The 23,721-nt window shown below is 31.9% G+C and carries 21 protein-coding genes; 3 read left to right on the forward strand and 18 right to left on the reverse strand.

Going from position 1 to position 23,721, the window contains the following annotated elements:
• Window positions 1-118: 118 nt before the first annotated feature.
• Window positions 119-1,639 carry a phytoene desaturase family protein gene (locus RH915_RS06165; RefSeq protein ID WP_310478632.1) on the reverse strand — a complete coding sequence of 507 codons (1,521 nt, stop codon included), beginning with the start codon at window positions 1,637-1,639 and terminating at the stop codon, window positions 119-121.
• Between the two features lie 217 nt (window positions 1,640-1,856).
• On the opposite strand from RH915_RS06165, the gene RH915_RS06170 reads away from it, so the two are divergent.
• Window positions 1,857-3,035 carry an MFS transporter gene (locus RH915_RS06170; RefSeq protein ID WP_310478633.1) on the forward strand — a complete coding sequence of 393 codons (1,179 nt, stop codon included), beginning with the start codon at window positions 1,857-1,859 and terminating at the stop codon, window positions 3,033-3,035.
• 78 nt (window positions 3,036-3,113) lie between these two features.
• Here the strand turns inward: RH915_RS06170 and RH915_RS06175 are convergent, their stop codons facing one another.
• The 8 genes from RH915_RS06175 to RH915_RS06210 form a co-directional block, all read right to left on the reverse strand.
• Window positions 3,114-3,680 carry a 5' nucleotidase, NT5C type gene (locus RH915_RS06175; protein ID WP_310478634.1) on the reverse strand — a complete coding sequence of 189 codons (567 nt, stop codon included), beginning with the start codon at window positions 3,678-3,680 and terminating at the stop codon, window positions 3,114-3,116.
• A gap of 112 nt (window positions 3,681-3,792) precedes the next feature.
• A complete protein-coding gene (locus RH915_RS06180; RefSeq protein WP_310478636.1) occupies window positions 3,793-4,944 on the reverse strand; it encodes a baeRF7 domain-containing protein in 1,152 nt (383 codons plus the stop codon).
• A 206-nt stretch (window positions 4,945-5,150) separates the two neighbouring features.
• Window positions 5,151-6,572: a flotillin family protein gene (locus RH915_RS06185; RefSeq protein ID WP_310478638.1), complete on the reverse strand. Its 1,422-nt coding sequence runs from the start codon at window positions 6,570-6,572 to the stop codon at window positions 5,151-5,153.
• Complete coding sequence (locus tag RH915_RS06190; protein WP_310478639.1) at window positions 6,572-7,171, reverse strand: hypothetical protein; 600 nt, start codon at window positions 7,169-7,171, stop codon at window positions 6,572-6,574. The genes RH915_RS06185 and RH915_RS06190 overlap by 1 nt, the downstream gene beginning before the upstream one ends.
• A 188-nt stretch (window positions 7,172-7,359) precedes the next feature.
• A complete protein-coding gene (locus tag RH915_RS06195) occupies window positions 7,360-8,202 on the reverse strand; it encodes a DegV family protein (protein ID WP_310478640.1) in 843 nt (280 codons plus the stop codon).
• Between the two features lie 114 nt (window positions 8,203-8,316).
• Complete coding sequence (locus tag RH915_RS06200) at window positions 8,317-10,236, reverse strand: ABC transporter permease subunit/CPBP intramembrane protease (RefSeq protein WP_310478641.1); 1,920 nt, start codon at window positions 10,234-10,236, stop codon at window positions 8,317-8,319.
• Complete coding sequence (locus tag RH915_RS06205; RefSeq protein ID WP_310478643.1) at window positions 10,233-11,408, reverse strand: ABC transporter permease; 1,176 nt, start codon at window positions 11,406-11,408, stop codon at window positions 10,233-10,235. Before RH915_RS06205 ends, RH915_RS06200 begins: the two co-directional genes overlap by 4 nt.
• Window positions 11,392-12,147, reverse strand: coding sequence for an ABC transporter ATP-binding protein (locus tag RH915_RS06210; RefSeq protein ID WP_310478645.1), 756 nt, complete (start codon window positions 12,145-12,147; stop codon window positions 11,392-11,394). The genes RH915_RS06205 and RH915_RS06210 overlap by 17 nt, the downstream gene beginning before the upstream one ends.
• A 198-nt stretch (window positions 12,148-12,345) precedes the next feature.
• Here RH915_RS06210 and RH915_RS06215 point away from each other — a divergent pair, with 198 nt between their 5' ends.
• Complete coding sequence (locus RH915_RS06215) at window positions 12,346-13,263, forward strand: AEC family transporter (RefSeq protein ID WP_310478647.1); 918 nt, start codon at window positions 12,346-12,348, stop codon at window positions 13,261-13,263.
• Window positions 13,264-13,334: 71 nt separating this feature from the next.
• On the opposite strand, the gene RH915_RS06220 is transcribed toward RH915_RS06215, so the two are convergent.
• The 9 genes from RH915_RS06220 to accB all read right to left on the reverse strand — a co-directional run bounded on the left by RH915_RS06220 (window position 13,335) and on the right by accB (window position 22,836).
• Window positions 13,335-15,293 (reverse strand): TRAP transporter permease, encoded by a 1,959-nt coding sequence (locus tag RH915_RS06220; protein ID WP_310478649.1) that lies wholly within the window; start codon window positions 15,291-15,293, stop codon window positions 13,335-13,337.
• Window positions 15,283-15,846: a DUF1850 domain-containing protein gene (locus RH915_RS06225; RefSeq protein WP_310478651.1), complete on the reverse strand. Its 564-nt coding sequence runs from the start codon at window positions 15,844-15,846 to the stop codon at window positions 15,283-15,285. The genes RH915_RS06220 and RH915_RS06225 overlap by 11 nt, the downstream gene beginning before the upstream one ends.
• Complete coding sequence (locus RH915_RS06230; RefSeq protein ID WP_310478652.1) at window positions 15,830-16,786, reverse strand: TAXI family TRAP transporter solute-binding subunit; 957 nt, start codon at window positions 16,784-16,786, stop codon at window positions 15,830-15,832. The genes RH915_RS06225 and RH915_RS06230 overlap by 17 nt, the downstream gene beginning before the upstream one ends.
• A gap of 340 nt (window positions 16,787-17,126) precedes the next feature.
• Window positions 17,127-18,539, reverse strand: a complete 1,413-nt coding sequence (locus tag RH915_RS06235) for a phospholipase D-like domain-containing protein (protein WP_310478653.1) — start codon at window positions 18,537-18,539, stop codon at window positions 17,127-17,129.
• Window positions 18,540-18,772: 233 nt separating this feature from the next.
• On the reverse strand, window positions 18,773-19,027 hold the full coding sequence (locus tag RH915_RS06240; protein ID WP_310478654.1) for a hypothetical protein: 255 nt from the start codon (window positions 19,025-19,027) through the stop codon (window positions 18,773-18,775).
• Window positions 19,028-19,225: 198 nt separating this feature from the next.
• Entirely contained in the window at window positions 19,226-20,176 is a 951-nt protein-coding gene (locus RH915_RS06245; protein WP_310478655.1) for an acetyl-CoA carboxylase carboxyltransferase subunit alpha, read from the reverse strand.
• A complete protein-coding gene (gene accD, locus RH915_RS06250; RefSeq protein WP_310478656.1) occupies window positions 20,169-20,990 on the reverse strand; it encodes an acetyl-CoA carboxylase, carboxyltransferase subunit beta in 822 nt (273 codons plus the stop codon). The genes RH915_RS06245 and accD overlap by 8 nt, the downstream gene beginning before the upstream one ends.
• A 25-nt stretch (window positions 20,991-21,015) precedes the next feature.
• The gene (locus RH915_RS06255) at window positions 21,016-22,362 is read right to left on the reverse strand and encodes an acetyl-CoA carboxylase biotin carboxylase subunit (protein WP_310478658.1); all 1,347 of its coding nucleotides are present in this window, start codon (window positions 22,360-22,362) and stop codon (window positions 21,016-21,018) included.
• A 6-nt stretch (window positions 22,363-22,368) separates the two neighbouring features.
• Window positions 22,369-22,836 carry an acetyl-CoA carboxylase biotin carboxyl carrier protein gene (gene accB, locus RH915_RS06260; protein ID WP_310478660.1) on the reverse strand — a complete coding sequence of 156 codons (468 nt, stop codon included), beginning with the start codon at window positions 22,834-22,836 and terminating at the stop codon, window positions 22,369-22,371.
• Window positions 22,837-23,368: 532 nt separating this feature from the next.
• Here accB and RH915_RS06265 point away from each other — a divergent pair.
• Window positions 23,369-23,635: a hypothetical protein gene (locus tag RH915_RS06265; RefSeq protein WP_310478662.1), complete on the forward strand. Its 267-nt coding sequence runs from the start codon at window positions 23,369-23,371 to the stop codon at window positions 23,633-23,635.
• Window positions 23,636-23,721: the final 86 nt, after the last annotated feature.

Consider the following 23,721-nt stretch of genomic DNA (forward strand, 5'->3'; position numbering starts at 1 on the left):
ATATATCTCTCCCAGATTTGTTCGCTTTTTATAAAAACATAAAAAAATAGCAATTTAACAGTAAAAATTACTGTCAAAATTACTATTCTTTTATAGAATTAATTAATAGCTGTACTTTTTAACTGGCTGTATATTTTTTAGGTTGTTTATTGTCCTTAGCATCACGTTTAACGATTAAGTCTGTAGAAATAATTCCTGACTGAAATATCGTTGGCAATCCACTTCCTGGATGGGTTCCTCCTCCAACTAGGTAACAGTTTTCAAACTCTTCGAATTGGTTATGAGGTCTGAAATAAAGCATCTGCGAGATATTATGTCCCAGATTAAACACTGCACCTTTATAAACGTCCATTTTTTCCTCCCAATCAAGGGGTGTTACCATCCTCTCTACTTCAATATGATCTTTTATGTCTGATAGTCCACCTCTTTCCTCCAGAATGTTTAATATTTTTTCTCTGAAGGACGCTTTCTCTTTTTCCCAGTCTATTTCACTTGTGTTATTGGGTACAGGTACTAATACATAAATTGTCGATTTTCCTTCTGGTGCTAAACTTCCATCTGTAACAACTGCATTCTGAATGTATACTGAGGGGTCTTCAGATAGAATCTTTTTCTTTGAAATCTCGTTGACATTATTTTTATAGTCATTTGAGAAAAGTATATTATGATGTGGTATATCATAGATTTTATCAACGCCCAAATAAAGCATAAAGGTTGAACAAGAATATTTACTTTTTTCTATCTTTTTCTTTGTATATTTCTTCCTATGTTGTTCACCTACCAAGTTAGTCATAGCGTGACCAAAATCCGCATTTACTATGGTGTATTCCGCGTGTTCTTTTTCTCCATTTTCAAGTTCAACACCAATCACTTTTCCATTTTGAATTAAAAGTTCTTTAATTGGTGTATTTAGATGTATTTTTCCTCCTTCTTCCTCTATAACCTTAGCCATCACATTTGTTATTTCTCCCAAGCCACCCATAACATGATGAACACCACCATCATGCTCTACATAAGAAATAATACTATATGCCCCAGGACACTCCCATGGTGACATTCCCAAATACTTAGCTTGGAAGGTAAAAGCCATTTTTAAATCATCTTCTTTAAAGTAACTTCCCAATACATCGAAAAGGCTTTTTCTTACACCTAAATAAGGTATAGACTTAATTAGTTCTTTTTTTAAGAAATCTCCTGGTTTTAAATATGTCTCTTTTAAGCACTCAAATAAAATATTATATTTATTCTTTTCTTTTTGTAAGTATCGTCTATAACCTGGAATATTTCCCGGGAATAATCTCTCGATTTCGCTTTCCATCTTTTCATGTTTGCTGGAGGGATAAAAATCTCTTCCACTGTCTCCATAAACGATACGATACATTGGATCGAGCTTTTTTATATCTAGATAATCTTCAATATCTCTACCAGTTTTCTTAAATACATCTTCTAAAACATGATTCATCATCAAGAATGTCGGACCTAAGTCAAATTTATATCCATTCATCTCAAACATAGAAGTTCTTCCACCAATATAGCTTTGTTTTTCAAAGATCTCAACATCATATCCTTGACTGGCTAGCAACATTCCAGCAGTAAGTCCACCTGGTCCTGCACCCACAATTATTACTTTCTTATCCATTTTTTTCACCCTCATTTCTCATAGTAACCGTATATAATTTCAATGTTTTATAATCTAATTCATTTATACCTTTTTTTCATGTTTTCTAACATGCTTTTTTTCATAGTAATTTTTTAACAACGTGTATTTACAATCAATCCAATATACTGGTTTATATTTTATTTTTTATCACATACTAAAAGATAAATTCAGACTCAATATAAGGGGTTAAATTATTATGTTTGGAATTAGAAAAGTAAATTTAAATAGAGATTTGTGGATTTTGTTATCATCTATTTTAATTATTCATGTTGCCGCTTATCTAATCGTACCAATCTTTCCTATATTGTTAAAAACTGCGAAAGGTTTAAGTCCGAGTGAAATTGGTATTGTAATTGGAGCAGGATCTTTATTTATCCAACTAGGTAGTATTTTAGCAGGGATTATTGGTAGTCGTTTTGGAAATCACATTACAATTATTATTGGTAATTTAAGTCAGGCTATTGCTCTTTTAGGTTTTGGACTAACTGAATCTTTCTATCTTCTAGTCGGTTTTTCAGCTTTAAATGGTATTGGAACAGGTATTTATATACCTACAATTAAGGCTGCTATTACCTACGTTGCTTCTGAGAAAAATAAAACCACAGCTTTTTCATTAAGAGGTGTTGCGGCCCACGGTGGTGCTGCTTTATCAGGCCTTTTAGTACTTTTAACTGCGACTAATTTTAATTTCTTTATTTCTAGTATTATTTATATAATATTAATGATAGCCTCTTGGATTTTTATGCCTAGAGATTGTGGCGACCAGCCTTGTCCAACTTTAACGTTAACTTCATACGTAGGGGTTTTTAGAGATAAAAGCTTTTTACTCTTTAGTGTCATATCAGCTTGTATTTGGGCTTTGCATACTCAATTGGGATTATTACTGCCGCTCAGAGCAGAAGTAATACTTACAAATACAAGTCGAATAGGGATTATTTGGACTATTTCTAGTGTTTTCGTGATTATTACTCAACCTTTTGTTTCAAAACATTTTCTCGAAAAGCATACCCATGCTACATCAATGTTTATAGGAACTATTTTTTTAGGGATAGGAATCACTTTAATAGGTTGGGCCAATAGTTTTTATTTTCTTTTGCTTTGTGCTTTGATTTTTATTGTCGGAGAAATGTTTGTTATGCCTGTTTTAGATAGCGTGACGAGTACAATAGCAGACCCTAAACTAATAGGGGTGTATTTTAGTGTTGCTAATTTTGCATCGGGGATAGGTGCAGCTATTGGTAATTTTGGAAGTGGTGCAATGATTGATGTTTATGGAATAAAAGCTGCGTTCACACCTTGGATTGTAATTGGCGTATTCGCCGGTATTTTAGCAGTTTTATTACAACTGCCATCAGTAAAGTCTCTATCAAAATAAAATACTAAAACTTTAAATCCACTTAGTTAGTAGTAAAAGCTACTATTACTTTTCAGTATTAGTAGCTTTTATTTAGACTTATTTATTTAACACATCTAAATCATAAAGAATCTTAAATATCTCAACATGATTTTTTATTGTTGGTATGTTTCTTCTTTTTCCTGAAAAAGTTTTTTTAATTGCAAATCCTCCTGCATCGATCCAGCCTATCAAGTTATGACCGTAATCATCTATTAAAATGGATTTGGTAAGGTCCCCGCCTGCTGATTCAATTATATGGGCTTTTGTCTGTCCAACCTCACATAAAACAATATCGTCATTAGTTATTGTTGGAAAATGTTTGGCTAGCCATGCTCTTTTCTCAGGTTTGCAAAAATCAGTATTAATACATGCTGATAGTATTTTCACCTGTGCGCCCATAGATTGTAGTACGGGTATAACCTTTGTCCCATCGTCTAATGCAGGTAATCCTTCAAAGTAACCTCTATTCTCCATTTCTGATAAAGCCTTTTCTTCCAAGCCATGAATTGAAAACAATGCTAAGCAATTATCCATATCATAATATATTGTAATATCTTGAAGTTTTAAATTCTGTCTTTTAAACCTGCTAATCATGTCATTAATTTTGTCTATATCATACTGCATAAATTATGCCTCCATTCTTCAGTCATATACATTTTTTCTTATGCTTAACGCTGTCTACATTATTTTATCAGAAATAGATATCGAATTTCAACAGTATGAATTGTGTTTAAAATTAATATCTGTAAACTGCTGCTACTAATCGCTCACTGTTCCCTGGCATTTTATCTTTATCCATTACATAAACTTTACCTTGATTTATAAAAGTATGAATGGCTGCAAAATTCAATAACTCTTGGTTACAGTAATCATCTTCTGAACTAATATCTACTTGATTTTGTTTTTCATCAAAATTACCCCAAACTTGTTCATCCTTTGCGATAAATAAAGATTCCACTCTTTGATTATATGCTGAAGAAACAATATCATTTAAATCATTCGATGCTTTGCCAGTGCCAATCAAATTGTTATAATCTTCTATTGCCTTTTGCTCTTCCTGCTCAAAGTATGGTTTTATAATTTTCCAAGCTTCTTGTTGTAAGTCTTTATTTACTTCTTCTTCCACATTTCCTTCTATGCCTTCATTTATTATGTTTAGCTCTTTATTAGCCTCTTTAAAGATAGGGAATAAATAATCCACCCCCGCTAAAACTATTGGAGTAGTTGTATCTTGTATATAGTTTATTAACTCTGTATTGACTTCTTGAAAATATCTTAGTATGTCTGTTTTTTTGTCTTCCATCCCATATCCATGTCCATGAAATACTGCATTTCTTTTACTACTCCCACTGTTAGGGGTTCTAGTGTTAAATTGAAGCTGGTCTTCCGGATCATCGTACTTTAAAGCTTCTTGTAAACTCGTTGGCACTTCTTCTAGGTCTATTTCCTTTACATCATCTCTAGTACAGTGTAATAAACGCATATCATTTTGACTGATAGTCAAAACATAAAATTGACCGTTCTGTTGAAATACTGGAAATAATGGTTTAATATAAAAATCATCTTTTACTGTGGCAAACTCTTGGAATTCAAAGGGTACTGTGTAGTGATAAAAATCTTCTTCAGTAGCAAACATAGCTAATCCTTTATCTAAGGAATTCCAATATTTTGTGTCTTCCAAAAGACGTTCAAAGGGATAGGTAATTTTTTTGACCTTATCCTTTTCAACTAACTCTAGTAGTTTGTTTTCACATTGTTTTATTAAATTTTTTAATTTTATTCTACCCTTTTCTAAGTTGCGCTCTTCTGCTGCTGTTGTTAAGAAAATTGATACATTTACTTCTTTTCTACTGTTTAATAATTTGTCTAATTCGTTTCTAGTAAACAAAATATCGCCTCCTAATTAAGTATTTTAAATTTTAGTTTCGGGTGATTTTTTGATTTATTGAATATTTTCTGGCACAAAAGATGTCTGTATTAATGACATACCCTAGTGCTTTTCGTTATAAACACTTGGCTTTAAACTCAAAATAAAAAAAGAAGTACCACTGAGCTTTTTAAAGCTACAGTGGTACTTTTTATACTGATCTTCTTTTATTCCTCATCCTTTAATTCTACCTGTTTTTCTTCTACTTTTAATGTGCCGGCTTCTTCTTTATTCTGTATAAGATAATCTGGTAAATTTAACCCAGCGCTATTAAATACATCTTGCAATGGGGGTAGTGACTGCATCATACCTGACAGAAAATTAGCTGTAGCTGGTTTTCCACCTTCTTTTCCTCCACCCATATTATCCCACACAGTTACCTTATCAATATTAATTCCTTTAATTGCTTCTACTTGTATTTTTACTATTTCCGGTAACCTATCGGCAATCATCATCATTACAGCTTTTTCTGGATTACCACCAGCAGCTTCTACTAACTTTTGGAAACCTTGTGCTTGCTTCTCTAACATTTCCTTAGTTCCTCTTGCCTGGGCATCCATTTTTGCAAAGATTGCATCTGCTTCTCCTTTTGCAATCCTTCTGAATTCTTCCGCCTGTGCTTCTGCCTCTATTTCTAACTTTTGTTTTTCAACTTCTGCATGAACAAGTACATCGGCTTCTTTAGTCGCTTTTTCTCTTTTAGCTCTTGATTTTTCTGCTTCTTCTTCTGCTAAATAAGACTCTTCAAGTGCCTTTGCAGACTGTACTTTCTCTGCTGCACTTGCTCTTCTTTCTGCTTCTGCTGCTTTTTCTCTTTTCTCTGCTTCAGAATTCGCAACAGTAATCTTAGACCTATTTTCACCTTCAACTGCTATGGCATCTGCTTCTGCAACTTCAACCCTTTGATCCCTTCTAGCTTGTGCTTCACCAATGGAACCATCTCTATCTTTTTCTGCCACACTTTTCTTTGCATCATTGACAGCCTTTGCCGCTGCTTCTTTACCAAGGGCTTCAATGTATCCAGACTCGTCATTAATATCTGTAACGTTTACATTTATTAATCTTAAACCAATCTTTTTCAGTTCAGTTTCAACATTACTCGAAACCGCTTCAAGAAATTTATCTCGATCTGTATTAATTTCTTCTATGTCCATCGTAGCAATGACCAATCTCAATTGTCCAAAGATAATATCCTTTGCTAACTCCTGTATTTCTGTTAAGCCTAAGCCCAGTAATCGCTCTGCTGCGTTTTGCATTACACCAGGTTCAGTTGAAATACCAACAGTAAATCTTGAAGGTACATCAACACGAATATTTTGTTTGCTTAGTGCATTTTGAAGATTTACTTCAATTGATAGCGGTGTAAGGTCTAAAAACTCGTAGTGCTGTATTACTGGCCATATAAATGCGGCACCACCGTGAATACATTTTGAGGATCTATTTTCATTACCCTCTTTACCAACTTTACCATAAACAACTAAAATCTTGTCTGAAGGACATTTTTTGTACCTAGAAAATAATGCTGCAATTGTACCAAATATAATAACTACAATAACTGTTATTAAAATAACTCCATATGCTGACTCCATTATTTTTCCCCCTTATTTATTTTTTCTACCAGTAATATGCTATTACTGATTACATCTTCTACTCTAACAATACTTCCTGTACTAATATCTTTTTTATTATCAGTCATAGCATCTAGCTCTCTTAAGGATCCTTGTAATGTAATGTTGACTTTACCCATACCTTTTCTATTCCCGGGAATCGATAAATACACTTCTCCTATAACACCTTTAGCCCGTTGTAAATTCATTGTACCACTATCTGCTAACTTTGTTATGAAGTAAAAAAGCGATGATACAATTAAAAGTACAATAATTGCAAGCATTGTAGATAAAACTATTGTTGCAAAATTACCTAATCCACTATGGGAAAAGGTAATACCCGACCAACCAAATACAGCAAAAAAAGTTATAAAGTTTCTTACTGTAAATATTTCAAATCCAGGTTCAAAATCACCATCATCTCCGATGTCTACACTTTCTTCTACACTGTCAAAACCACCTTCACCACCAAAACCTAAGAAAGTACTCAATAATTGTATTAGTAATAGCACTGTGAAAGGTATAGCTAAGTACCAATATACTTTATCAAATACTAATGCCTCATTTAACCAATCAATCAAATGATATCCCCCCTTTTTATATAACAATTTTAAATAACATATTATGTTATTTAAAATTAAATATACCTATAGTGGTAATATAAGTAACATGCTATTTTAGTATAACATATAAAGCTCCTTTATAATAAATACACAAAAATAATACACCACTAATGATAGTGGTGTATTATTTTTGTGTATTTATTTTTTTACTCAGTCATAATTGTAATGCCTATTAAACCCGGACCTGTATGTACTCCTGCTACTGGACTTATATCGCTAAACCCTAGCCTAGTAATGTTTTGAAGCTTTGATATTTTATCATAAAGTTCTTGGGCTTCTGCTTTAGCCCCTCCATGAAGCACCCAGACCTTCGCTCTTTTTTCTTCAAGTGTATTTCTTACGATATTGTAAATCTCTAAAATACTCTGCTTTCTTCCTCTAACTTTTTTATAGGTGTAATACACTCCTTCTTTATCAATTGAAATAATAGGTTTCATATTTAATAGCTCCCCAATACTTCCAGAAACCTTTCCAATACGACCACCTTTAATAAGATACTTAAGGGTGTCTAACACATAGAATAGTTTTATCTTATCTCTTAGCTTTGGTAAATTTTCAACTATCTCATCAAAACTTTTTCCTTCATTTATCATTTCACCACATTCTAATACTATTGCTCCTGCACCAAGAGACAGTGCCTTTGAATCAAATATCTCAAATTTAATTTCTGGATGATTTTCACTCACCAGCCTAACACTATTATGCGTTCCTGATAAACCTGATGAAATAGTTACCACAATTATGTGGGTATATCCTTCTTCTTTGAGTTTGACAAAAAGACGATCAATATCCTCCATTGTTGGTAGAGAAGTTGTTGGCACTTCAACTTCCATGTTGTTATATACTTCTTCCGGTGTTATATCAACCCTATCAGTATATTCCCTGTCTTTATATACAATTTTAAGCGGGAGCACATGAATGTTGTATTTTTCGACTTCTTCTTTATCCAAGTCACTTGTACTATCCGTTACCAATGCAATTTTATTCAACTATATTCCTCCAATTCAAAAACTTTATTTTATTATAACATGTTATTACAAAAATATGTAATATTGCTTAAGTTTTGTTATTTTTTATTGATAAAACAAATTATATATCTACAGCTAACGATAAAACCGTTTCCTTTGAAAGATACCTATTCCTATAGCTAAAGAAACAACAAACATAATCATTAGCCATCCATATTTTAGCTCTATGGTACTAGGCAAAAAAACTGCCATACTGTTATTTAATACATGTAAAAAGATTGCAGGAAATATAGATCTGGATTTTACTGTAATATAACCGAAAGTAAGTCCTAGTAAAAAGGTTGGTACGAGACGAACTATATCTAAATGAATAATGGCAAAAGCTAACGCGGATATAATTATCGCCCATTTAGCTCCCCAGCTTTTCTCTAAAGATCTTAAGATTAATCCTCTAAAAAATAGTTCTTCACAAATCCCGGGGGTTAAGGCAATAACAAAAAATTTACCTAGTAAACTTAGAGATTTAATTTGTGCCTCTAGTTCTACTAAATTTGGTGCTTCTTCTATAAAAGGCATAATAGACATTTGATAAATAAATATTGCTGCAATTGTTGCAAGCCACAATCCTATTCCGCCTATAAAATCAGTTAGTAAGGGTTTTCTCAATCCTAGAGATTTTTTAAATGATGCTTTTAGATACCATAATATGCCTAGAGGCATTGCGCCAAAAATCGTATATTGAACAATTACCGTACTATGTATGGCATCAAACCAACCGGATAATATAGTACTAAGATAAATAAATAAAATAGTCATTACTGCTAAACTTACTAAAGCATCCTCAACCTCAATAAAGTTTCTTTTACTCAGTTCTTTTCTATTAAGTCTAAATGTCGTTCCTTTTCCAACACCAAATAAAATCTGTTCTTCTCCAAAAACTTTAAATAAAAATAATAAACTTAAAACTGAGAACATCCCATTTACAACAAAAGTCAATAGTAGTAATGATATATTTAAATTTTCAAGAAAAACAGACTTAATTAACAAAGTAGCGTTTATAATCGGTATTAATGTGTAGATAGGTGTTAACTCTACTCCTGGTGTTGCACCAATATATGCAGGTATCATAAAAACAAAAATTAAGGGTGTCAAATAGGCACCAGATTCTTTATAGCTATTAGCAAACATTCCTACTCCGATACTTGCTCCTGCACCTATAAAAATCAATGGGAGTAATGCAATAAGTACGATTAAAATGTTCGATAACTCCATAGCACCACCTAAGCTATCTACCCCTATCATTTGGGGTAGAATTAAAAATAAAATAATCAAACTTAACAACATTGATATTATACCTAACAGTATACATGAAAGTAATTTAGCTATTACCACTTCCACTGTTTTTACCGGAACCGAAAATAAAGTTTCTAGGGTACCCATCTCTTTTTCAGCAGTTGATAATTCTATAGCAAAATTAACAACGGATAACAATGCATACAAAGTTAAAATTAATGGTAGTACCCCACTAAGAGAATAATTACTTTGTTCTTTTGCAGTTGATACATCTTGCGTATTCAAAACAATTGAGTTAAGTATATTTTCAGTGCTACCATGCATTTCTAATAACCTTATTTGCTCTAACTCTTTAAATTCATCCAATATAGGCATTATTCTTTCGACTGCACGCAACCCACTATTTCTTCCTGAATCGTAGGTTAACTCAATTAAATGGCGATCATTAGTATATTCATAGCTAAATATTAAGTCGGTTGTGCGTTCTTCTACTCCGGTTTCATATTTATATAACTTAATTTGTTCATTCTTATTCATCTTATGTTTTAAATCTTGGGGCAGTTCTTGTTCACCAGTTTTTAATATGATATTACTTTTGGTTTCTTCACTAGATCTGTGTGTCATTTCGGTTATTTGCTGAAATCCATATATTAATACAGGTAGTAAAATCAGTGGTGCAACAAGGCCAATGAGTACTCTTTTATTTCTTATAAGTGTCAGTAATTCTTTTTTTATCAACTGTTTGATTACAGACCAACTCATCCCTTTTCACCTCCAAAAATGACACGATCAGATTTAAATAAGTAATTCATAATGAACACACCTATACCTGCCAAACCTAAATTAATACTTAAAACATATAGTGTATTTAAAACCGTATAATTACCTAAAAATGCTTCTCGCATAATAAGTATTCCATTAGTTATTGGAATCATCAATGTTACCGTTGAAATTTCAATGGCAGGCAATATAGCAATATAACTTAACGCCATAAATAATATTAATAATACGGATCCATAATTTTGAGATTCTTGATATGTCTTTGCTAATAACCCTAGGCCTATAAAGAATGTACTGGTCAATACCATTAAAACAACTAAAACAATCAACAAAAATAAGAATAGACTTAGGGAAATACTTACTTGAAATTCAGGGATATTAACCGTTATTCCGTAGACAATTGGAAAAATGGCTAATATATTTACCATGCCACTTATAATACCTACAGTAACGCAGGCTAATAGCTTTCCGATTATTATATGAAAACGCTTGATCGGTATAGAAAATATGGTTTCTAAAGTATTTCTTTCTTTTTCTCCTGCACTTAAATCAGATGCAATTGTGTAGGTTCCGGAAATACCATAAATTACAATAATAAAAGGAATAAGCATGCCTAGTATCATATAAATACTTCTAGACTCACCATCATCAGTAAGTTCAATATGCTCTATCTGTACAATATTATTAATTTGATCGCTCATGCCTATCTTATCTAAATTTTTTTCTCTAATTTCTTCTTCATATTCTATAATATGTCTTTGGACTCGCATTGCTGCTCTTTGGCTAGTATCAATTGTCCTATTAAAATAAAGGGTATATTTTTCAATGCCTTCATCAATAGAACCCTTTATCTGTGCATCGTGCTGATCTTCAAATTCTTTTACTAGCTCTGCCCCTTGTAGCTCTATAAGCTGAATTTTTTCATCTTCTTCGAGTTTATGTAGTAGTTCATCGGCTATATATTGCTTCACAGCTACTGTACTTACTTTCTGATTTAAGTTTGATTGCACAATATTTACAAATCCCATGAAAATAATAATTAGTAAAGGATAGATTAGAATAGGTAAGAAAATAGTTAAAAGTGCTTTCTTATCTCTAAACAGAGCAATCATTTCTTTTTTCCATATAATTAGTGTGTTACTTAATCCTATCAAAGGGTTCACTCCGATCTATATAGGATAAAAAGATTTCTCGTATGTTTCCTTTACCTGTCTTTAACTTAAGTTCTTCTAACGTTCCCGTCTCAATCAAATCCCCTTCATGAATTAGGCCTATACGATCGCATAAAGTGTCAGCCTCTTCCATGTAATGGGTTGAGAATATTATTGTTTTACCCCGTGTTTTTTCAGTTTGAATAAAATCAATAATTGTTCTACTTGTCAAAATATCAAGACCTAGAGTTGGCTCATCCAGGATATAAATTTGTGGATCATGAATCATACACCGTGCAATTGAAGTTTTTTGTACCTGACCCGTTGAAAGTTTCTCAATAACTCTATCTTTAAAAGAATACATATCAAGGGTATTTAATATTGTATCTATCCGTTTTTCTATAAGTTGTTTATCAATTCCATACAATTTACCAAAAAACCGCATTGTTTCAACCGGCGTCAATTTTTTATACAATTTTGTATTTCCGGATAAAAATGCAATAGACTTTTTTACCGCTTCCGCCTCATTTTTTGAGTCATACCCATTAACTTTAACGTGTCCTGATGTTGCTTGCATGATTGAAGCCATAATTCTTAGTAATGTTGTTTTTCCTGCCCCATTTGGACCAAGAAGACCAAAAATTTCCCCCTTATTGACCGTAAAAGAAATATCTTTTAATGCATAAAAATTACCATTTTTTTTATCATAAAATTTCTTTTTAATTTGATTAACTTCTATCATAACAAAGCCTCCTTATTAAGTACCATCCTAAATACTTTATATATATTATTAATTTTACCACAATTTTGTAATTTCCACTAAACGCTCCTCACAAAAATCAAAAATATATACACTAAATTTTATACGATATATTTTTTTACTGTAAAATAATTTGATATAATATTATTGTTAAGAATAGACATCTTAGGGGGCTACTAAATGAATGACGTTAATAATCAATTTATACTATCAATGCTTATAATTATGTTAGGTTATATTTTAAAGCGCTGTAGTATTCTTACTGAAAAAGATGGAAACAGCATTGCTAAAATAATTTTCAATATTACCCTACCATCTGTCGTAATTAGCACCTTTAGCCAAATTACTGTTCAATGGTCTTTAATTACTTTGTCTATTTCCCAGTTTGCATTTGGGCTTTTTTTAACTGTAATAGCTATATTTACCTTTCGGAAAGAAAAGCGTCATGTAAAAGGTATGTTGACAATGACTTTACCGGGATATAATATTGGGCTCTTTTCATTCCCTTTCGTTGAAGCAATTTGGGGGCAATCCGGACTTACGTATATGGCAATGTTTGCTATAGGTAATTCATTTATAACCTTTGGTATGTGCTATATTTTAGCCAGTGTATATTCTTCTAGTGTAGATTCTGTAGATTATAAAAGTATTTCAAAACGTCTTATAGGTTCAACTCCTTTGATGACCTATATCATTACTTTGTCCATTAATTTATTGGGGCTACAATTTCCTTCCACTATTATAGACATGGCTGATATATTTGCTAGGGCAAATATGCCTCTTTCATTGTTATTGCTAGGAATTTATTTGAGTTTCTCATTTGATACAACTTATTATAAAAACATAATCAAACTATTATCTATGAGATACATTTTAGGCTTATTCTTTGGTATTTTACTGTTTTACATAGTACCCTTCGATCCTATTTTAAGCTATACTTTTCTAATTGCATTTATTTTACCTATAGGTTTGGTTTGCCTTCCTTATTCTGTTCAATTTAATTATAATCAAAAATTTATTAGTACCTTGATTAATTTATCAATGATTATTAGCTTCTTTTTAATGTGGATTATATTTACAATAGCACAAGTTCTTTAGATGCAAAAAGCTATTCGAGAAAACTCGAATAGCTTTTTACTAATGTTTATTTAATACGAATTAATTTGCTGTTACACTTTAACTTCGATCGTATTTGTTTTATGTCTTCTATATTGTAATAGTACTGGTACTGCAAGAATAACTAAACCTATAGTATCTACTACTATATTTGGATGTATTAGCATTAGTGCTGACACTATAAATAAAATTCTTTCGTGTAATTTAGTGTGAGTGAACATATAACCTTGAACCCCACTAGCAAAAGCAATAATTCCTAAACATGCTGTGGCAATTGTTACAATTGCACCACCTATTGTAACATCTATCAATAGTAACGAAGGGTTCATAGCAAAAATAAATGGTACAATAAACCCTGCTGAGCCTAGTTTAAGTGCATTTATTCCTGTTTTAAATGATTCTCCACCAGCAATTCCTGCTCCTGCATATGCAGCTAATGCAACTGGAGGTGTAACGTCTGCTATAACACCAAAATATAGAATAAATAAATGTGCAGCAATTAAAGGTACGTCTAATTGAACAAGCGCCGGTGCTGCCATTGTCGCTAAAATAATATATTTTGCTGTAGTTGGTAATCCCATCCCTAAAATAATGGATGCGATCATGGTTAATATTAGAGTTGGTAAAAGCATACCGCCAGCTAAACTAACGATCATATTAGCAAATGTAAGCCCAAGACCTGTTAAACTTACAATTCCAACTATAATCCCAGCACATGCACATGCAGCAGCAACACTAACGGCTTTTTTAGCTCCATCTTCTAAAGCAAACAGTATATCTTTAAATTTAATTCTAGTATGTTTTCTTAGCATTGAGACAACTAATGCTATTATTATACTATTTAGTGCAGCTCTTAATGGCGAACGAATAATTAAAAATAGTACAACTGCTACTAAAGGGAGTATAAGATGAAAACCATTTTTCATTGTGCCTTTAAAATCTGGGAGTTCTTCTTTTTTCATCCCAACCAAACCTTGTTTAGATGCTTGTAGATGCACCATCACTGTAACACCTAAATAGTATAGTAGTGCAGGTACAATAGCACTAACTACAATTGTCAGATAGGATATACCTGTCATTTCTGACATTATAAACGCAGCGGCACCCATTACGGGTGGTAAAATTTGTCCACCTGTAGAAGCTGCAGCTTCTACAGCACCAGAGAAATTAGGTTTATATCCCACTTTTTTCATCAATGGAATTGTAAATGCTCCAGTTGTTACTGTATTTGCTATAGAGCTTCCAGAAATTGACCCCATAAATCCACTGGCAAGTACAGCAGCCTTTGCTGGTCCACCCTTTTTATGTCCTGCTAGAGAGAAAGATATATCTATAAAAAACTGTCCAACACCTGTGATTTCAAGAAATGAACCAAATAATATAAACATAAATACAAAACTTGATGAAACAGCAAGGGGTGTTCCAAAGATACCTTCTAAAGTAATGTATAACTGATTTACCAGTCTACTAATATTGTATCCTCTATGCCCTAATGCCCCTGGTAAATAAGGTCCAATAAATGCATATACAATAAATACCGTTGCAATGATAGGTAACTCAGGTCCAATACTTCGTCTTGTAACTTCTAAAACAAGTAAAATTGCAATTACGCCAAATACGATATCTATTGTTGTTGGAATCCCATTACGCCTTACTATATTATCAAAGTTTAAAATAATATATGAAGTAACTACAAGTCCTAATCCACAGAATAGCCAATCATAAAAAGGTACTTTTCTCTTACTAGCCTTTTTACTAATCGGATATAGTAAAAATCCTAATACAAAAACAAATAATAAATGCGTAGAGCGTTGTTTTAATGCTAGTAAATTTCCAAATCCAGCTGTATATAAATGAAATAAGGACATTGTGATCGCAATAAGCGTAATTAATTTTGCCATGTTTCCTTTAAATGATCTAATATTTGAGGAAGTGTCAAATTCTGCTAACTTATCATCTACATCTATCTGATCTTTCACTTCATTTTGATCTTGTAATTCATTATTTTTCAAACTCAGTCCTCCTTTGTTGTCTTATTTTCCATCTAGTCAGTTTTGACGGTTCTATAATCACTAATTCTCCGGCTTCTATATAATCTAAAAGATCAAACACTACTTCATCTTCAAATGATAATTTATGCTTTGCTATCTTTCCTATCCTTAGTGGAATTTCTTTTAAAACTATATTGATTCCTTTATTAATGTATCTTCCATCTATAAGTTCGAATGATTCATATTTTTCAGTTGGTAATCCTGCCCCAAAGGCCTCATATTCTGTTCTTGTCAAAGTAAAGGTGAAATCATCATTTAGCTCAAAAACGTCTCTTACATTTGACCTTGCCACAGAGTGTGTATAATCAATGTATATCTCACTTTTTGGTTCTAGCTTATAATTAATTAAAACTTGACCCTCAGCCGTTTTTACACTAATGCCATAATAAATAGGCCCAAAAAAATATACAAGTAACATCAAAAATATAACTATAGTAGATACAATAGTTATTAAAGATAATGGGCATCTAAAATATCGATGCCCATTTTTGAATAATTTACTGGTTAACTTCATCGTAGTAGCGTTGTGCCCCTGGATGAATTTCTAATGAAACCCCATCTTTTGCACCTTCTAAAGTAATATCTCCGCCTCTACTATGAGCGTTTGCTAATGTATCTAGATTTTCAAAGAAAGCTTTAGTTGCATTATAAACTACTTCTTCACTTAAACCCGCTCTTACTGTTAACATTGCCATAACTGCTACAGTTTCTACATCTTCATCCTGGTTCCTATAGGTTCCTGCTGGAATCGTTACTTGATCATAGAATGGAAATTGAGCTACTAGTGACTGTGCCACTTCTTGAGATATTGAAATAATGTTGATATTGTGTGTTGTTGATAAATCAGTCACTGCTGCAGTAGGCGTACCAGCTGTTAAAAACGCAGCCTCTACATGACCATCTCTTAATTGATCTGCAGCTTCACCGAATGATAGATATTCTTGTGTGATATCTTCGTATGTTAAGCCATATGCCTCAAGTACTTGTCGTGCATTAGCTTCAGCTCCACTTCCAATATTCCCAACAGCAACTCTCTTACCTCTTAAATCCTCAACAGAATTAATATTTGCTGAAGCATTAGTTACTATTTGAACTGTTTCAGGATATAATGAAGCCACAGCTTTTAAATTTTCCATTGGTTCGTCGTTTTCAAACATTTCAACGCCATTAAAAGCGTAGTAAGAAATATCATTTTGAATTAACGCGAAATCAGCGCTGCCGTTGTTTATTAGGTTAACATTTTCAGCTGAAGCACCTGTGGATTCAGTAGAAGCTGTTACTCCTTCAACATTATCATTAATAATAGTTTGTATTGCACCACCTAGAGGATAGTAAACGCCAGAAGTTCCACCTGTTGCAATTGATAAACGATCATCTGTGCTACATCCCACTAAAAATACTGCTAAAACTAATATACTTATCATTAAAACTGATAAACTTTTAAATTTTTTCACTTTTTCTCCCCCTATAAGCTTTTTTATTTTGGTAAATCTAACTAAAATTCTGTTATTTGAATTTATATGTACGTATTTTTTTCAAATAACAAATTATTTTATTGAGAATTTATTTTTTAATAATAATTAATACAATTCCCAAATGCAAGATTTATTATATCATATTTCATTTTTCATAACAATAGTCCATATTTATATTTTTTTTAAATAATTATGAAACTCTATATGTGTTGTAACAAGTCAATCCTACTTATTCAATTGCTTTATGTGACTTCTTCAAAAATTTTCTCATTATGAAAAAAACTTTTTTTATTAATACATCTTTTAAGTAACCTTATTATTAAAGTAAAAAGTCAAAAATGTATGAAAAGATACTTGATATTGCAATTATTACTCTTTTTATTAAACTTGATTTTTTTTCTATAACTGTGTCACTTTCTGCATAATCATAGTTGTCATTTACTTTTAAACTCTTTCCTACAATGCTATCCATTTCTTTAAAAAGTTCCGTTGTAAACGCTTCGCTATCAATTATCACCATACTTTCAGTACTCAAAAAACTACTTCTTGCATCAAGATTGAATGATCCAACAACACTAAGCCTATCATCTATAATATATGACTTGCCATGAATTGAACCCGGCCCATGATACTCATAAACTTTTGATGTTATATCAACAATATCTTTTCGTTTGTTTTTATATCCTCCCATTGCAAAATAATTAGGACTTGCTGCTATAGAATTTGTTATAACAATAACATCCTTTGAACTGATACTCTCTACGTCTATATATTTAAGCATATGGTTTGTTGGTATTACATAAGGACTTTGTATGACAAATGTATTGGTTGCATATTCTAGTAGTTCACTAATAGTCAATAAAATGTTTGGTTTTTTATTAAACCGTGTAACAGGATTATAAACTAATGTCACCTTATTTGTTGGGATAGATTTCTTTAACCAGTCTAAATCAGACTTAAACATTTCAGGATACTTTTCTTCTGTCTCTAATAATTTTATCCTTAACCCATATCTTTTTTCGGTGGCTTTTTTTATTTGTCTATTCCTTAATTCTTTATGTTCTGAAGTAAATTCATGATTCCAAAGGTTATTGAAATATTGTTTCATATCTTCTACTACACTGTATCCCACATCAATTCTATCCGTATTTACGATAAGAACATCCCTGTCATGAACAAATTCTCCATTATAATCTTCAAGAAAATACTTGTCTCCAATATTTCTTCCACCAATCATTGCATACTGATTATCTACTATCATGTATTTATCATGCAATCGATTATTTAAGGTCCAAGGCTTTATAAAGCTTATTGGTTCATAAAACTTTAGATCTATATTTGGATGATCTAATAAAGCATATTTTGCAGACCTGTTTTTCCCTCTCATATTATGAAACATACCATCCACTAAAAATCGAATCTGTACACCCCTATCTGCAGCCTCTAAAAGTTTTCCATAAAACACATCACTCATAATTCCTTTATGCAGCGTATAATATGCGATGTCTACTGACTTTTCTGCATTCTCGATAAGGTTAATACGACCTATAGCAGAAGCATATCTATCTTCTAGTAAAACAACTCTATCTGGCCCCTCTTCTTCACTTAAATACTGCTGTACATCTGGTTTATCTGTATAATTACTATGAAAGGCAAATACAATAACACCAAATACAATCAAGTATATTGCATAAACAATTCCTATCTTTTTTATAATGTTTTTAAATTTCATATTGATTACCTCATTCCAACGAATGCTTTAATTTAATATAGTATATGGTAAATTTTATTTCTAAATAAGGTTTTTATACCTTTGTTGTAAAAACTGTCCTAAGGGTAATTTGTTAGTTATTTATTGGTTATTTTAACTATATATATTTTAATTTTCTCATTTAATAGTTTATCAAAAACAAATAACGACTCATAGAGTCGTCTATTATATAAGGGTTTATAATCTATTAAGTACTACCATTTATCTAATTCTTTTAGTCTTCTTTGTAATTCATCAATCTCTTCCTTAATTTTTCTTTTCTCTTCTTCTTTTTCTTCTTTATATTCCTGTGTATCTGCAATAGCCTCTAGTGTCTCACCAAAAACAGAAATCCAACCTCCAATTAGAGCTGCTTTAGCAGGATCTTTTATTGATTTAGATGCAACTATGGAAAATACTGCAATAATTAAGGCAATACTTTTTCCATCTATCAAATGACCCTTTACCATAAACCTCACTCCTCTTTATATTTTATGTTAACAAATTTATTTGGTGTCATAAAATACGAAGTGGATAACCATACTTTAAATTAACCTTCCGTTATTCATATTTCTTTGAACTAATATTTTATAACACAAAAACTCTCCTTAGAAAAACAGCCGTATTTTTTGGCTGTATAACTATGGAGAGTATTATTAGCTTGTATGTTATTTCCATATTCCTATGTTTCGAATTTTTTCATATCTTTTATCTATTAGTTCTTCATAACTTAACTTTCTTAATTCTTTCAATTCACTTATTAAGTACTGCTTAATATTGTCCGCAGTAAAATCTATACCTTTGTGAGCACCACCTAAAGATTCTTTTATAATATGATCTATTACATTTAATGATAATAATTCCTGTGCCGTTAGCTTCATAATATTAGCTGCTTTTTGTCCTAAATTTGCATCCTTCCACAATATGCTGGAAAGTCCTTCAGGTGATATTACTGAATATATAGAGTGCTCAAGCATAGCTACTCTATCTGCAACACCAAGGGCTAGGGCGCCTCCACTTCCCCCTTCTCCTATAACAATAGATATAATAGGCGTTTCTAACTGACTCATTTCCATAAGATTTACGGCTATTGCTTCTCCCTGTCCCCTTTCTTCTGCTCCTAATCCTGGATAGGCACCTGGCGTATCAACAAATGTAATAATAGGTCTTTTAAATTTTTCAGCCTGTTTCATTAGTCTTAAAGCTTTTCTATAACCCTCTGGATGAGGCATGCCAAAGTTTCTTTCGATATTTTCTGTCGTGTTTTTTCCTTTTTGATGGCCGATTATAGTCACAGGTATTCCTTCAAATACACCTATTCCTGCAATAATTGCTTTATCATCTCCAAAAAAGCGATCACCATGTAACTCTGTAAAATCAGAAATTAATCGCTCAATATAGTCCATTGTAGTAGGCCTAGATTGAAGCCGTGCAAGCTTTACTTTTTGCCAAGAAGTTAAATTTTCATAAAGATCTACTCGCATCTTCTCAAGCTTTTTTGATAAAATATCTATTTCCTGCCCTAAGTCAACATTATTTTCTGCCGCAAAGTATTTTAATTCTTTTATTTTACTTTCCAATTCATGAATGGGTTTTTCAAATTCTAATATACTATGCATTAGTTTCACCACCTAGTGCGTGGATTTTTAACATTCTATACAAAAAGTTTCTCATATCCTTTCGAGCTACAATCTTATCAATAAAGCCTTTTTCTTGTAATAACTCCGCCCTTTGAAATCCTTTAGGTAGTTTCTGTTTTATCGTTTGTTCAATTACTCGAGGACCAGCAAATCCAATTAATGCACCTGGTTCGGCCACTATAATATCACCTAACATTGCAAAACTTGCAGTTACACCCCCGGTGGTCGGATCTGTTAAAACGGAAATATAAAGCAAACCAGCTTTGGACAATCTAGATATTGCAGCTGATGTTTTAGCCATTTGCATAAGTGATAAGAGTCCTTCTTGCATTCTAGCTCCCCCAGATGCTGAAAATATTATAACAGGTACCTTTTCGTCTATTGCTTTTTCAATTGCCCTCGTTATCTTTTCTCCTACAACAGATCCCATACTACCCATCATAAAGTTTGGTTCCATAACACATAAAATACAATTTTCACCTCTGATTTTGCCTTTTCCTGTAATTACAGCCTCATTTTCCTCTGAATTTTCAATAGCCTTTGTTATTTTTTCTTTATATTCAGGAAAATTTAAGGGGTTAGCTGTTTTTATATCTGTGTCAAACTCTACAAATGCGTTCTTATCAATTAATTCATTGATTCTTTGTCTAGCACCAAGTCTTTTTTCTTTTTTGTATTTTCCAGTTTTCACTGTTGGTTTATATCTCTCAGTAGGTGTAAAAGTTATTTTGTAATCATCATCTGATAAATTTATGGTGGCATATTTCTTTTTACTAAAAATATCTTTTAGCATATGTTATCTCCCCTTATCTCGAAGCTTATTCTGTAAATATTTCTTTATCTATAAATGATGTGTCTATTTTATTCTCTTGGAAGCTATTGTTATTTAATATCTGTTTTTGAAATTCAATATTTGTCATAATCCCTGCTATAACTGATTCATCTAATACTCTTTTCATTCTATTAATAGCTTCATTTCTATTTTTTCCCCATACAATTATTTTCGCAATCATTGAGTCATAAGTGGGGGGAATAGTATATCCACTATAAATATGACTATCTACTCTAACGCCATATCCACCTGGTGAGAAATATCCTTCTATTTGTCCCGGAGAAGGCTTAAAGTTTTCATTAGGGTTTTCTGCATTTATTCTACACTCAATCGCATGACCATTTATCTTTACTTGCGCTTGGGTTACACTTAGTTTTTCACCGTAACATATTCTTATCTGTTCTTTTATTAAATCTATTCCTGTCGTCATTTCCGTCACAGGATGTTCTACTTGGATCCTTGTATTCATTTCTATAAAATAAAAATCTTTATTTGTATCCAGTAGAAATTCAATAGTACCTGCATTTACGTAATTCACAGCTTTTGCTGCTTTTACAGCCACTTCTCCCATTATATCCCTTAAGTCATTACTTATTATCGTACAGGGTGCTTCCTCTAGTACTTTTTGATTTCTCCTTTGTATAGAACAATCTCTTTCACCTAAATGAATAACATTGCCATAGTTGTCAGCTAATATTTGAAATTCTATATGCCTTGGCTGTTCTACAAACTTTTCTATATACATAGAATCATCATTAAAAGCAACACTAGACTCTGATTTTGCCATATTAAACTTTTCGGTGAAGTCTTCTTCGTTATGAACAATTCTCATGCCTCGGCCACCACCGCCACTTGCAGCCTTAATTATAACTGGAAAGCCTACATCTTTAGCAATTTCATATGCTTCTTTCGAATCATTAGTGGATTTTTTTGACCCGGGCACAACAGGTACACCAGCATTGATCATGGTTCTTCTTGCTTCTGATTTATTACCCATAGTCTCCATATGTTCTTTTAAAGGGCCTATAAACTTTATATTATTTAATCTACATGCATCAACTAATTGTGAATTTTCCGAAAGAAATCCATACCCTGGATGAATAGCTTCAGATTTCGTCACAAGGGCTGCACTGATTATGTTATTTATATTTAAGTAGCTTTTTTTTGATGGTGCTGGCCCAATACAAATAGCTTCATCTGCTAAATGCACATGAGCTGAATCAATATCTATTTCTGAATAAACCGCTACGGTTTTTATCCCCATGTCCTTACAGGCTCTAATGATTCTTAGGGCAATTTCTCCTCTATTTGCAACTAATATTTTCTTAAACATTCCGTATTACCCCCTAATCCTCATTAAAGGTTGGCCATACTCAACTATATCTTCCTCATCAATCAATACTTCAACAACCTCTCCTGCTATTTCGGATTTTATTTCATTCATCATCTTCATAGCTTCCACGATACAAAGGGTCTGGCCTTTTTCAACTCTATCTCCTACTTTAACAAAAGGTTCCGAATCCGGACTTGGTGCTCCATAAAAGCTACCGACCATCGGCGATTTTAGAAAATAAATATCTTGATCCTGGTCTTGTGTAGAAGCTATATCTGCTCTAATCATATCTGCTGATGAATCGAAATCAGAAACAATATCTTCGTCAGTTTCTATTGTTTTTTCTAAATCTCTATCTAGATTTTTAAATCCTTTACTTATTGTAATTTTAATATCGTTCTTTTCAATTTCAACATTTTCTATACTAGTTTTATCTATTGTCAGTATTAAATCTTTTATATCTTTTGCATCCACTTTGATTACCCCTTTCAAATTCAAACTTTTTATTTTTATGCTATATATTTTTGTCACAGATTTTTTATTACTTGGTACTAATATTATATCATAGTATTATTTATTAATGCAAGGTAGTTAAATATATTGCTGTTCTTCACATAAGTCTACAAACCCTTAGTTTACATGTTTCTTTGACAAAGGTCAGTTCAACTCGACGGTTTCTATTTAATATTCTTTTTCAAATAAAGTCTTTATGTACAACAAAACAGACTCAAAAACTTTAAGTCCGTTTATTATTTAGGGCATTATTAAAAATGCTACAATCAAGTTTAATATTTTGTTATTAATATCAAATAATCATTGATTAATTGCATATTTTTCACATATTTATTATTAATGGATTATAATGTATTATAATTAACCTCTTATAATTTATAAAATTTACTGTAAGAAAAACAAAATACTCTTCCTCTAAAGAAAATACTTATCTTTAAGTATCATACTTACCTTAAATAGGTTAAGGAACTTCAAATTAAAGGAGGGGATAATCATGATTACAGTTTTTAACAGAAAAGAAGTTTATAATGGATACGCTTTAAAAAAATTTAGTCAAGCGCAGAACATACTTAATACTAATAGTATTAAATATAAATATAAAGTAGTAAACCATTGTGATAGTAATAGTTTTATTGGATTAGGTATACCAATGATCAGCACGAGTTCTGCAGAAAACCAAGATTATTCAAGAATGTACTATATCTATGTTCATAAAACAGATTATGAAAAAGCTCGGAAATTATTAGAAGTAATTCTATGAACAAAAAACAGGTTCTATAATAAATGTTGGGGTGGTTAACACTCCAGCATTTTTTATTCAAAAAATAATGCACTTATTGAAAATAC

This window comes from Serpentinicella sp. ANB-PHB4 (assembly GCF_031432315.1).
Taxonomy (GTDB): Bacteria; Bacillota; Clostridia; order Peptostreptococcales; family Natronincolaceae; genus Serpentinicella.